General features: G+C 39.1%; 12 protein-coding genes and 1 riboswitch. All 12 genes read left to right on the top strand.

The features are described from left to right. The first annotated feature begins 51 nt into the window (after positions 1–51). The 12 genes from E7274_RS06455 to E7274_RS06510 all read left to right on the top strand — a co-directional run bounded on the left by E7274_RS06455 (position 52) and on the right by E7274_RS06510 (position 12,362). Complete coding sequence (locus E7274_RS06455) at positions 52–909, top strand: hypothetical protein (protein WP_304174653.1); 858 nt, start codon at positions 52–54, stop codon at positions 907–909. Positions 910–912: 3 nt separating this feature from the next. Continuing rightward, positions 913–2,856 (top strand): ATP-dependent helicase, encoded by a 1,944-nt coding sequence (locus tag E7274_RS06460; protein WP_304174655.1) that lies wholly within the window; start codon positions 913–915, stop codon positions 2,854–2,856. Between the two features lie 17 nt (positions 2,857–2,873). Next, positions 2,874–4,439, top strand: coding sequence for an ABC-F family ATP-binding cassette domain-containing protein (locus E7274_RS06465; RefSeq protein ID WP_044936358.1), 1,566 nt, complete (start codon positions 2,874–2,876; stop codon positions 4,437–4,439). 147 nt (positions 4,440–4,586) lie between these two features. Beyond that, positions 4,587–6,005 carry an amino acid permease gene (locus tag E7274_RS06470; protein ID WP_074790923.1) on the top strand — a complete coding sequence of 473 codons (1,419 nt, stop codon included), beginning with the start codon at positions 4,587–4,589 and terminating at the stop codon, positions 6,003–6,005. 193 nt (positions 6,006–6,198) lie between these two features. Then, positions 6,199–6,939, top strand: a complete 741-nt coding sequence (locus tag E7274_RS06475; RefSeq protein WP_044936355.1) for an ABC transporter ATP-binding protein — start codon at positions 6,199–6,201, stop codon at positions 6,937–6,939. Then, positions 6,939–7,862, top strand: coding sequence for a SufB/SufD family protein (locus E7274_RS06480; protein WP_090482163.1), 924 nt, complete (start codon positions 6,939–6,941; stop codon positions 7,860–7,862). The genes E7274_RS06475 and E7274_RS06480 overlap by 1 nt, the downstream gene beginning before the upstream one ends. A gap of 143 nt (positions 7,863–8,005) precedes the next feature. After that, a complete protein-coding gene (locus E7274_RS06485) occupies positions 8,006–8,365 on the top strand; it encodes a hypothetical protein (RefSeq protein WP_044936351.1) in 360 nt (119 codons plus the stop codon). 100 nt (positions 8,366–8,465) lie between these two features. Continuing rightward, positions 8,466–9,017, top strand: a complete 552-nt coding sequence (locus E7274_RS06490) for a DJ-1 family glyoxalase III (RefSeq protein ID WP_044936349.1) — start codon at positions 8,466–8,468, stop codon at positions 9,015–9,017. 13 nt (positions 9,018–9,030) lie between these two features. Then, a complete protein-coding gene (locus E7274_RS06495; protein ID WP_090482160.1) occupies positions 9,031–9,492 on the top strand; it encodes an S-ribosylhomocysteine lyase in 462 nt (153 codons plus the stop codon). A gap of 113 nt (positions 9,493–9,605) precedes the next feature. Further along, positions 9,606–10,292 carry a 5'-methylthioadenosine/adenosylhomocysteine nucleosidase gene (locus E7274_RS06500; protein WP_033152898.1) on the top strand — a complete coding sequence of 229 codons (687 nt, stop codon included), beginning with the start codon at positions 9,606–9,608 and terminating at the stop codon, positions 10,290–10,292. A 105-nt stretch (positions 10,293–10,397) separates the two neighbouring features. Further along, positions 10,398–10,493, top strand: a riboswitch (THF riboswitch). A 64-nt stretch (positions 10,494–10,557) separates the two neighbouring features. Next, positions 10,558–11,076 carry a folate family ECF transporter S component gene (locus E7274_RS06505; RefSeq protein ID WP_304174656.1) on the top strand — a complete coding sequence of 173 codons (519 nt, stop codon included), beginning with the start codon at positions 10,558–10,560 and terminating at the stop codon, positions 11,074–11,076. Then, complete coding sequence (locus tag E7274_RS06510; protein ID WP_304174658.1) at positions 11,076–12,362, top strand: bifunctional folylpolyglutamate synthase/dihydrofolate synthase; 1,287 nt, start codon at positions 11,076–11,078, stop codon at positions 12,360–12,362. The genes E7274_RS06505 and E7274_RS06510 overlap by 1 nt, the downstream gene beginning before the upstream one ends. The last annotated feature ends 61 nt before the right edge of the window (positions 12,363–12,423 follow it).

The following is a 12,423-nucleotide window of genomic DNA, read 5'->3' on the forward strand; positions in this document are numbered from 1 at the left end:
TAAAATGTTTGAAACGTAATATGAGTTATTTGTAAATAATGGAGGCTGAATATGAGTTACGCAGAATATGTAAAGCATTATTTTACATTGCCAGATTGTATTATTTTCTTAGTATTAGCATTGGTATTATTAGCAGTTGTTTATGCTGCATTTTATATTTATTCAAAGGGCCGATTCAAAAATCCTCGTAAGATGCAGCATGAGTTTTTCTCTTTGACAGAAAGATTTTACGAGCTGATTTTTTCAGGCGGAAGCATCATAGGATTTATGGCAGCATATTATCTTATTAATCGCTTTGTGACATCGGGAGCTTTTTATCAGTTCTGGAGCGATTATAAAGATTATCTTTTGCTGGTATTTATGATAATATCCATATTGGTCAACACATTTTTTGATCATGTGTTAGTTCCTTTAAAGCGACTTGATAGAGATGAAATGGCATCCATCAGACTCACTGGCATGCTGTATATGATTCTTATCTTTTGTTATATCAAGTTTATATATGAAGATAACAATTATGATATGTTTATCACTTATTTCCTTACACTTATGATAGGTCGATTTGTTTACTTTGATGCAAGCTTTAAGGATTTCCTTCATTGTATTAAGCAGGCGGCTGCGAATATTCCTATTATGATTATGGGATTGACTTACCTTGGTATTCTATGTTTATATGGATATTCAACATCATATTTATTAAAACATAACGGAGTAATCACAAATATCTTCTTCTGCCATTTATATATTGTAGTGGCAATATTTGTTTTGCATTTCATTCCAGAAATTTACTTTAAGAAAAAGGAAAAGGAAAGAGGCAATAGACCAAAGAAAAAGAAACGTCCTAAGCCATCAGATGTAGATGAGGACGTTGAATTAGAAGAAATAGATATAGAAATTTTAGATTTGTAATTTATGCAGGAAAAAGATTTTTTTGAAAAGTACATATCAAGGCTGAATTCACAGCAACAGGAAGCAGTGCAGACCGTAGAAGGCCCTGTGCTGCTTCTTGCTGTGCCAGGAAGTGGTAAAACCACAGTGCTGGTAAACAGACTGGGGTATATGATTTATTGCAAGAACATTGCACCGGAAAATATCTTAACACTTACTTACACGGTGGCAGCCACAAAGGATATGTCTGAAAGATTTGTTAGTATATTTGGACCGGGGCTTGCTGACCGATTGGAGTTTAGAACCATCAATGGCATATGTGCAAAGATAATTGCATATTATGGTCGAATGATTGGAAAAGACCCATTTGAATTGTGCACCGATGAAAAGTTTACAGGACAGCTTCTAACAAATATATACGTAAATGTTGTGGGAGAATACCCAACAGACAGTGACATCAAAGGAGTTAGGACGCTTATTACATATTGCAAAAATATGTATCTTTCCGACGATGAGATTAAGAAGCTTGGTAAAGATGAGGGCATCGATTTAATAAAGATATACAAAACCTACAATAATGAGCTTAAGCAGCGCAATATGATGGACTACGATGACCAGATGATGTATGCCTACAGGATGCTTAAAAGCTCACCAGTGGTGCTTAATCATTTTCAGGAAATCTACAAGTATATATGCGTAGATGAGGCTCAGGATACATCCAAGATTCAGCATATGATTATTGCTCTTTTTGCAGGTGCTAAGGGCAATCTTTTCATGGTAGGTGATGAGGACCAAAGTATCTATGGCTTTAGAGCAGCCTACCCTGATGCACTTCTTAACTTTGAAAACGAGCATCCAGGCGCAAAGGTCCTGGTGATGGATAAAAATTATCGTTCGAACGCAAGAATCGTAGAAGCTGCGGACATATTTATCCAGCACAACAAAGACAGACATAAAAAGCACATCTGTGCAACTAAAGCGGCATCAACAGATATTGAGTTCGTGAAGCTTGGACGAGAGAAGCAGTATTCTTATTTACTTAGCTTGGCAAAAGAAATAAATCGAAAGACAGCTGTTTTATACAGAGATAATGAAAGTGTTTTGCCACTTGTAGATTTGTTGGAAAGAGAAGGCGTTCCATACAACATAAAAAATGCGGATATGGCCTTCTTCACAAACAGAGTGGTGATAGATATAGTAAACATGCTCAGGTTTGCATTTGTTCCTATGGATGAAGAAATATTTATGAAGATATATTTCAAATTCCAGACTTACCTTAGTAAGAAAGATGCAATTGAAATGTGTCAGCTTGCAGAGAGAAATCATTCGGGAATACTAGATGCAGCAGAGCTTCTAAATCTTAATGGACATGTGCTTGGAAATTGCAGATCCCTTAGAACTCATTTTAAGAACATGGCCAGTGAGAACCCATATAAGGCCATAAATCGAATCGAAAAGTTTATGGGCTACGGGGAATATCTAATTTCCAACAACATAGATAACAACAAAGTCTTTATATTAAAGATGATAGCAAAGCAGGAAAAGGATATTCCATCATTCCTGAATAGACTGAATGAGCTCAGAATGATTCTTCAGGAAAAGCAATATACACCAGGCGCCAAATTCATTCTTTCAACTATTCATTCCAGCAAAGGTTTGGAATATGAGAATGTTATTCTAATAGATGCAATAAATGGAGTTTTCCCTAATAAGGTCATTAGGGCTAATTCAAGGGCAACAGCTCAAGACAAGAAAAACTTTGAAGAAGAGCGTAGAATCTTTTATGTAGGAATAACAAGAGCAAAAGAAAAGCTTACAATCTTCAAATACACTGATAAGCAATCAGTATTTATAAATGAGCTGAGGCCGCAAAAAGAAGAAACAATAAAGGCAGAGGTAAAAGCGCCAGCCGGTTCTTATGCGGCAGCCGCCTCATCATATTTAAGTAGAATGCGTAAGCAGGGTTAGAGATAGAAAGGTAAAATATGAGTATTTTAAACGTTGAACACTTATCCCATGGTTTTGGAGATAGAGCCATTTTTGAGGATGTTTCATTTAGATTATTGAAGGGCGAGCATATCGGTCTTGTTGGTGCAAACGGTGAAGGTAAGTCTACATTCATGAACATCATCACAGGAAAGCTTCAGCCTGATGAGGGAAAAATCGAATGGTCGAAGAAGGTTCGTGTTGGATATTTGGACCAGCACACAGTGCTAGAAAAGGGCATGACTATTGGCAGTGTGCTTCACTCAGCATTTGACTTCCTCTACGAGATGGAACAGGAAATGAATGATATCTACGCTAGTCTTGGTGAGGTCACAGACGATGACGAGATGAATAAGCGCATGGAAGAGGCAGGAACTATTGCTGATCTTCTTACAATGCATGATTTTTACATGATTGATTCAAAGGTTGAAGAAGTAGCACGTGCACTTGGCGTATTAGAGCTGGGTCTTGATAAAGATGTTACAGAGCTTTCAGGTGGACAGCGTACAAAGGTGCTTATGGCAAAGCTTCTTTTGGAAAAGCCAGACATCCTTCTTCTGGACGAGCCTACAAACTATTTGGATGTTGAGCACATTGAGTGGCTTAAGAGATATCTTAATGACTACGAAAATGCATTTATTCTTATCTCACACGATGTGCCATTTCTTAACTCAGTAATCAATCTTATTTACCATATGGATAACAAGCAGCTCAATCGTTATGTTGGCGATTATGATAAGTTCCAGGAAGTTTATGCTATGAAGCAGAGTCAGCTTCAGGCAGCTTATAATCGTCAGCAAAAGGAAATCGCAGAGCTAAAGGATTTCGTTGCAAGAAATAAAGCAAATGTAGCCACAAGAAATATGGCTATGTCACGTCAGAAGAAGCTCGATAAGATGGATGTTATCGAGCTGGCAGCAGAAAAGCCAAAGCCAGAATTCTATTTCAAAGAGGCAAGAACACCTAGCCGTGTAATCTTTTCTACAAAGGATTTGATTATTGGCTACGATAAAAATGAGCCACTTTCAAAGCCACTGAATTTGGAGATGCAGCGCAAGCAAAAGATAGTTCTTACAGGTGCAAATGGTATTGGAAAGACCACTCTGTTAAAAAGTATTCTTGGTCTTATTCCACCTCTTTCTGGAACAGTTTATCAGGGAGAGTTTTTGGAGATTGGATATTTTGAGCAGGAGATGGACCAGCACATTTCCACAACATGTATAGAGGAAATCTGGAATGAGTTTCCATCTTACAATCAAAACGAAGTACGTTCTGCTTTGGCAAAATGCGGCCTTACAACAAAGCATATTGAAAGCTTGTGTAGAGTGCTTTCCGGAGGAGAGCAGGCAAAGGTTCGTCTTTGCAAGCTGCTAAATCGCGAGACAAATCTGCTTCTTTTGGACGAGCCTACAAACCACTTGGATGTGGATGCCAAGGATGAGTTGAAGCGTGCGCTTAAAGAATACAATGGAAGCATCCTTATGGTTTGCCACGAGCCAGAGTTTTACGAAGGGCTTGCAACGGACGTGTGGGATTGCAGTCAGTGGACTACAAAAACTATATAATTACAATTTAATAAACAGGTGAGCCGTTTAAAGTGTTAAAGCGAATTGTCTGAATATTTAATTCCTGATTTAATTCTTTAAAGAGATGCTGTATAATACTGATATTCGCTTTAAACCGATAAAGAAAAAAGGGAGGACATTTAATTAATGGATTCAAAAAAAATCAAGTGGTCTACACTTGCGTTTATGGCGTTTTCCACTGTATGGGGATTCGGAAACGTTTTAAACGGATTTATCTACTTTAACGGCATCCAGAGCATCTTTAGCTGGATTCTTATGTTTGCACTCTACTTCGTGCCATACGCACTTATGGTAGGTGAGCTTGGTTCAGCATTCAAGACATCAGGCGGAGGTGTCAGCTCATGGATTTTCGGAACAACTGGTGCAAAGGCAGCTTACTATGCAGGTTGGACATACTGGGCTTGCCACATCACTTACATCGCTTCTAAGTCATCAGGTGGCTTAAAGGCTCTTAGCTGGGCAATCTTCAGAAATGGTGAAACTTATGATAGCTTCCCAACACTTGCAGTTCAGCTTGTTACATTCGCTATTTTGATTTTATTCTGCTACGTAGCATCTCGTGGTCTTAATCCACTTAAGAAGCTTGCTACAATCGCAGGTACATCAATGTTTGTTATGTCAATTCTTTACATCATCATGATGTTTGCAGCACCTGCAATCAATCCTCATGCTGATTATGTATCAATGGAATTTACAAGACAGACACTTATTCCACAGTTTAATGTTAAGTACTTTACATCACTTTCAATCCTTGTATTTGCAGTAGGTGGATGTGAAAAGATTTCCCCATATGTTAACAAGGTAGAGAACCCTTCAAAGGGATTTCCTAAGGCAATGATTACACTTGCTGTCATGGTTATGGTATGTGCTATTCTTGGTACTATCGCTATGGGAATGATGTTTGATCCAGCTGAAATCAATGCAAACTTTGATGCATACAATTCAAACGGTTCATACTGGGCATTCCAGAAGCTTGGTCAGTACTATCATGTTGGAAATTCAATCATGATTATATATGCGCTTTGCAATGCTATCGGTCAGCTTTCAACACTTGTTATTTCAATTGATGCTCCACTTCGTATGCTTCTTGACAATGAGGATGCTAGAGAGTTCATCCCATCTAAGCTTCTCAAGAAGAACGATGCAGGTGCTTATGTAAATGGTATCAAGATGGTTGCAGTTCTTTCAGGTGCTATCATCCTTATCCAGTCATTCGTTCCTGGTGCAGCAGTAGTTCTTAAGCAGCTTACAAAGCTTAACTCAGTATGTATGCCACTTCGTTACCTTTGGGTATTCTTCGCATACATCATGCTCCGTAAGGCTGGTGAGAAATTCAATCCTGAGTACAAGTTTGTTAAGAATCAGGGTATTGCAATCTTCGCAGGATGCTGGTGCTTCTTTGTAACAGCAGCTAGCTGCTTACTTGGTATGTATGTTGAGGGAGATTTATTTAACACATTCCTTAACATCCTTACACCAATCGTGCTTGCAGCACTTGGCGTAATCTTACCAATGATTGCTAAAAAGGAAAAAGCGAACAATTAATTAGTTAATGAAAAATGTAGGGCTACTGAGAATGTTTCTCAGTAGCCCTTTATTAATAAATTTTTAATAAAAAAACAGAGCAAAACGTGGTAATATAATAAAGCTCGATTAATTTTGTACAATCGAATTAGTTGTGCCTAACTGCTACTGGCATAGTAGTTAGGGAGAGTTTTATAGAGTTAGGAGTAGAAATATGCTAGAAATCAAAAACCTGTGTTACAAGGTTGAAGATGAGGGTGACACTACCAAAGAAATCATTGATAATCTTAATCTCACAGTAGAGGATGGAAAGTTTATCGTCATCACAGGACCAAACGGTGGCGGTAAGTCAACACTTGCAAAGCTTATTATGGGTGTAAATGAACTTACATCAGGACAGATTATTCTTGATGGTGAGGACATTTCACAGAAGAATATTACTGAAAGAGCAAAGCGTGGAATTAGTTTTGCATTCCAGGCACCTGTTCATTTCAAAGGAATTAGAGTAATTGATTTATTACGTCTTGCAGCAGGAGAAAACATTTCAGTTGCTGCAGCTTGTGAATATCTTTCACGAGTAGGCCTTTGCGCAAAGGACTATGTTGAGCGCGAGGTTAATGGTTCACTTTCAGGTGGAGAGCTTAAGCGTATCGAAATCGCCACAGTTCTTGCACGTGGTACAAAGCTTTCAATTTTCGATGAGCCAGAGGCTGGTATCGATTTATGGAGTTTCCAGAACCTTATCAAGGTTTTCGAGAACATGCGTAAGACAATCAACGGAACAATCATTGTTATTTCTCATCAGGAGCGTATCTTAAATATCGCCGATGAAATCGTTGTTATCGAAAATGGTAAGGTTAAGAAGCAGGGACCAAAGGATGAAATCCTTCCTGAACTTTTAGGTACATCTGCAGCAGCAAATATTGCTTGCGAAAAGTTAGGAGGTGACCAGTAATGGCTTTAGATGCAATTCAAAAGAACATTTTACATGAGGTCGCTGATTTAGATGGTATTCCACAGGGCGCATACAACATTCGTGCAAACGGTACAAGCGCAGGTAGAAATACAACAGCAAATATCGACATCGTTACAAAAGAAGATAAGCCAGGTATTGATATCATTATCAAGCCAGGTACAAAGGGCGAAAGTGTTCATATCCCTGTAGTTCTTACAGAGAGTGGACTTAAGGATATGGTATACAACGATTTCTATGTTGGAGAGGGAGCTGATGTTACTATCGTAGCAGGATGCGGTATTTCCAACTGCGGAGATCAGGACTCACAGCACGATGGTATTCACACATTCCACGTTGGTAAAAACGCCAAGGTTAAATACGTAGAAAAGCACTATGGCGAAGGCGATGGAAATGGTGCAAGAATTCTTAATCCAGTTACTACTGTTTACCAGGAAGAAGGTAGCTATGTAGAAATGGAGATGGTTCAGATTAAGGGTGTTGATTCAACAGTTCGAACAAACTATGCTGAGCTTGCTGATGGAGCTACACTTCTTATTCATGAGGCTCTTATGACACATGGTAAGCAGCAGGCCACATCTGACTATAAGGTTGTTCTTAATGGTGAAAACTCTAGCGCAGATGTTGTTTCTCGTTCTGTTGCAAAGGATGATTCTGAGCAGATTTTTGAAGTAGCAATCGAAGGTAACACAGCATGTAACGGTCATGCAGCTTGTGATGCAATCATCATGGGAAATGCACATGTAGTTGCTATTCCACGTCTTGATGCAAAGAATGTGGATGCTGCACTTATCCATGAGGCAGCCATCGGAAAGATCGCTGGCGACCAGCTTATTAAGCTTATGTCACTAGGACTTACAGAAGAAGAGGCAGAAGAACAAATTGTGGCAGGATTCCTTAGATAAAAGCGAAAGTAGATACTTTCAGCTACATATTTTGGCATCATGTGTATCAATGAATTCTCTGTGATTTTACTTTATAAAGATTGTGATTTTTGGTTTTGAAAAACATAATCATGATATTATGAAAAAGCACGGAGGGAATGAGTATGGCGATTTCACCAATTATGGGAATAGGTTCATATGGAAATGTAGCATCTGTTCAGCCAATGAATTATGCGGTTGATAATGATGCAGATTTTTCCGATGTTTACAATACTGAGTCTACCAAGCAAAGTGGAGTGGTGAATGGGGCATCTCCTGTTCAGTACCCTAATGCCCAGGTGCAGGATGTAGACGATCAGGCGATTCAGATTGATCCACTGGAGAGACAAAAGAAAACCCTTCAGGTTTCAAATGAATTTAATAACATAGCAATGCAGTTCTCATCAAACAATACTAGCTACAGTATGAAAGGTGTAGGCGCTAGCTATGGAATGGCGGGAAGCCGATTTGATGCATACGCATAAATTTAATATTAAATAGATGATAAAAGAAGCCGAGAAATTCGGCTTCTTTTGTGTTATCATAGATTTTAGTTGATATGATAATAGCAGGGAGGTAATGGATATGAGCAAAGTTCTTATATTTATGGCGGAAGGCCACGAGGAAATAGAAGCACTTACAGTTGTTGATATTCTGAGACGTGCTGATATTGAAATAGACATGGTTTCTATCACAGGCAACAAAAAGGTTCCTGGAGCTCATGGAATCACAACATACTGTGATAAGCTGATAGAAAATACTGACTTTGAAAAAGCAGATATGATAGTGCTTCCAGGCGGAATGCCAGGTACATTAAATCTTGGGCTTTGTGAGCCTCTCATGGATCAGATACATGGATTTAACACCTCAAAGAAGGGGCTTGCAGCTATTTGCGCAGCGCCAACAGTTTTTGGAAAGGCAGGACTTCTTGAAGGAAAGAAAGCTACATGCTATCCAGGAATGGAAGGGGATTTGTTAGGGGCAAATGTTTCAACCGACAGTGTTTGCCACGATGGTCACATCATTACCAGCCGTGGTATGGGAACAGCAATTCCATTCGCACTTGAGATTGTAAAGACATTCAAGGGTGAGGATGTTGCAAATAAGCTGGCACAGGCTATTGTGTATAATAATTAAAACGAGGTTTAAAATGGAAAAGATTAAAAGTTTTACAATTAACCATAATGTACTCACTCCAGGCTTCTACATTTCACGTGTAGATGATGGAGATATAATCACATACGATTTGCGCACTCGTAAGCCAAACGCAGGTGATTATATGGATAATGCGACTATGCATTCAGTGGAGCATATGATTGCAACATATATGCGTAACTCAGAAATCGCAGACCATGTAATTTACTTTGGACCAATGGGATGCCAGACTGGATTCTATCTTGTAATTAAGGGAGTAGATTCTAAAAAGACATTCGAAGTAGTTAAAAAAGTTTTCAAGCAGACAGTAGACCATGAGGGAGACGTATTCGGAAAGAGTGCAATTGAGTGTGGCCACTATGAGAACCTGGATATTCAGCTCGCTAAAACAGAGTGCCAGCGTTACTTGGACGTACTTAATTCATGGTCAAATATGGAATTCACATACCCAGAGTAAAAATAGGCAGTAAGCAACAAGCTCTTAGATTTCTCAAGCGAGACATGTAGTCGAGCGGAGAAATAATAAGGCTTGTAGCTGTAACTGCCGAGAGAAATACTAGGAGGATAGAGATGAAATTAGGAATTATTGGTGCTATGCAGATTGAGATTGAGAATCTCAAGCCAAGCATTAAGAATCAAAAGACATCAACAATCAGTGGTGTAAACTTTATTGAAGGTGAAGTTAACGGCGTGCCTGTAGTTGCAGCAGTTAGTGGAATCGGTAAGGTATTCGCTGCTATTTGTACAGAGATTATGGTGCTTCACTTTGGAGTAGACCATGTAATCAATATCGGAGTAGCAGGTTCACTTGTACCTACACTTAAGGTACTTGATGTAGCAGTTGCAGAGTCAGCTGTTCAGCATGATATGAACACAACAGCAGTAGGTGATCCATTAGGACTCATCTCTGGTATCAATGTAATCAACTTTGAAGCAGATGCCGATCTTAGAAAGAATGTTACAGATGTACTTTCTGCAAGAGGCATCAATTATGAGGTTGGTGTTATTGCTTCAGGAGATTTATTTGTAGATACAAACAAGCAGCGTGAGACAATCAGAAACAGATTCGATGCAATCGCAGCAGATATGGAAGGCGCAAGCATTGCTCAAACATGCTACGTAAACAAAGTGCCATTTACACTTATCCGTTCTATTTCAGATGCAGATGGAAGTGCAATGGATTACAATACATTTGCAGGTAAGGCTGCAGAGCAGTCAATTGCAATCGTTTTGGATGTAATTGAGAAACTTAAATAATACTGGCTATAATTTATACCTATTACAGGAAGGAGATTTTTTCTGTAATAGGTATTGCTATTTATGTGGAATACACATATAATCTATGCAACTATTAACAAGAAATGCAGAGTAGACTGTAAAGCGTTAAGTGCCGTTTGCACAGGGAGTTGGCAGATGGACGAAGGATTATCCGCGGTTTTATGGTCGCATCCCGCTGCTACATACGAGGTTTATTACACCTTCATTGTAGACAAAAGGAGACTGCAAAGGAGGTGTATTTTTTATGAAGAAACTAACTAACACAAAAACACTTACAGCTGCAGCCATGTTATCAGCACTAGGAATTGTACTGGGATTTTTCAAAATACCAATCAATCAGCTGATAGAAATCAGATTTGGCGCTTTGCCAATTGAGATGGCAGGTCAGCTCTTTGGACCTGCTGTAGCAGGAGTTGTAGGAGGAATCACAGATATCGGAGGATATCTTGTAAAGCCAACTGGCCCATTCTTCCCAGGGTTCACATTTAGCAGTATCGTTGGTGGTATTATCTTTGGACTAATGCTACACAACAAAAAGATTACATTCCTTAGAGTGCTTGCAACTCAGGTTGTTTACACTATAGTAGTTGGAATTATATTAAACAGCTACTGGCTGGACGTTTTATATTTCCAGAACGGTTATTTTGCAACAATCATGGCACGACTTCCAAAGGAGCTTATTATGATTCCTATCATGTCAGTGATTTATTATTCAATCGTCAAAGCATTTGGCAGAACAAGAATAGGAGAATTCGCAAGATAATGAAGGAATATAGTTATTCTCAGGCAATAGACTTTTTCAAAAACATGCCCCATTTTATTCCACCCAAGGGTGGAGGAGCCAAGAAGGATTATTTCTCTTTAGATGCAGAATTAATGCTTTTGGAAAAACTAGACAAGCCTCAGAATAAACTAAAATATGTCCATATAGCTGGAACAAATGGCAAAGGTTCCACGACATCATATTTAGCGAGTATTTTAAATGAGGCATCCGTTGTTACGGGTGCCTTTACTTCGCCATTTTTGTATAGATATAACGAAATGTTCAAAGTAAACGGCGAGGATATTTCGGATGCTGATTTTGCTGAGGTGTTCTCAGAAGTAAAGCCTGCCTACGATGAACTTGCAGCAGATGGAGTCTTTGTTAGCGAATATGAATTTCTGACTGTTATGGCATTTATCTATTTTCTGAAAAAGGGCTGTGAGATTGTGCTCTTAGAAGTAAGCATGGGTGGCAGAATGGATACAACAAATGTAATACCGGCTCCACTTGTGTCTATCATCACACCGATAAGTTATGATCACATGACTATTCTTGGAAATACATTGACTGAGATAGCTACTGAAAAAGCTGGAATCATAAAAACAGGGACGGTAGTTGTAAGTGCTACCCAGGAGAGGGAAGTTCAGCTGGTATTGAGAGATACTTGTAAGTCGAATGATAATGTCCCAATAGAGTTTGTGGAGCCTGCAAAGATTTTATCAAGAGATATCCACGGTCAGAAATTTACCGTATCAGATGGAAGCCAATACGCAACTACGATGCTTGGCACATATCAGATAGATAATGCAGCAGTGGCCATTGCGGCAGCAAGAAAGCTTACGGAGAAGGGATACCATATTACTGAGGAGTCCATAAGAAAAGGTATCGCAAATACGAAGTGGTTTGGGCGTTTCACATTGCTATCAGAGAACCCGCCTGTGGTGATTGATGGCGGACATAATCGCCAGGGAGCAAAGGTTTTACGAGAATCCTTGGAAACTTATTTCCCAGGTAAAAAGATAACGTTTGTGCTTGGAATACTTGCAGATAAAGAAGTGGATTTAATACTTGATACTCTTGCTCCAATTATGAAGAAGTGTTACACAGTGGCTGTGCCAAATCCAAGGACGATGAAGCCACAGGCGCTGGCGGGGATGATACAGGAAAGAGGAATTGAAGCCGAGCTTCTAGATTCAAAATCTACCATTGAAGACATAAAAAATCAGTCTGATGTTGTATGCTTAGCCGGTTCACTATATTTAATCTCCCTATTTGATAAAGCCTAAGGTTAGGTTGACACCACTAACCGGAAAACTTAAAATTATAACAGTTAAGGACATATGGAGG

Origin of the sequence: Pseudobutyrivibrio ruminis, from assembly GCF_015057245.1 — a bacterium.
GTDB classification, from domain to species: Bacteria; Bacillota; Clostridia; order Lachnospirales; family Lachnospiraceae; genus Pseudobutyrivibrio; species Pseudobutyrivibrio ruminis_E.